The sequence below is a fragment of the Chromohalobacter sp. HP20-39 genome, from assembly GCF_033052815.1.
In the GTDB taxonomy this organism is placed as follows: domain Bacteria; phylum Pseudomonadota; class Gammaproteobacteria; order Pseudomonadales; family Halomonadaceae; genus Chromohalobacter.
On record NZ_JAWHTP010000823.1, the window covers coordinates 1 to 259 of the forward strand.

General features: G+C 66.8%; 1 protein-coding gene. It reads right to left on the bottom strand.

The features are described from left to right. Positions 1–259: hypothetical protein (locus RVY79_RS20255; protein ID WP_317466377.1), on the bottom strand; the 259-nt coding region annotated here is incomplete at both ends.

Here is a 259-nt window from a genome sequence, read left to right on the forward strand (position 1 = left end):
CGTACCCAATGCATTCGGCCAGGGCGGTGCATCGCGTAAGTCGAAGCGCCAGATCTGCCCACGGTTGTCTGGCGCATAGGCCAACGTGGCGGTGCCCCGCGGCCCCAGCGCCACAGCAGGTGCCCCCAGGCCACCGCGGCGGTCTGCGCCAGATGGCACCGTGATTGCATGTGCCGTATTCGATTGCCATGGCGACGTGCGCGGCTGATCCAGCGCCAGCAACAGCAGACGATTTCCTACGTCCGCGCGTCCTGTTCCG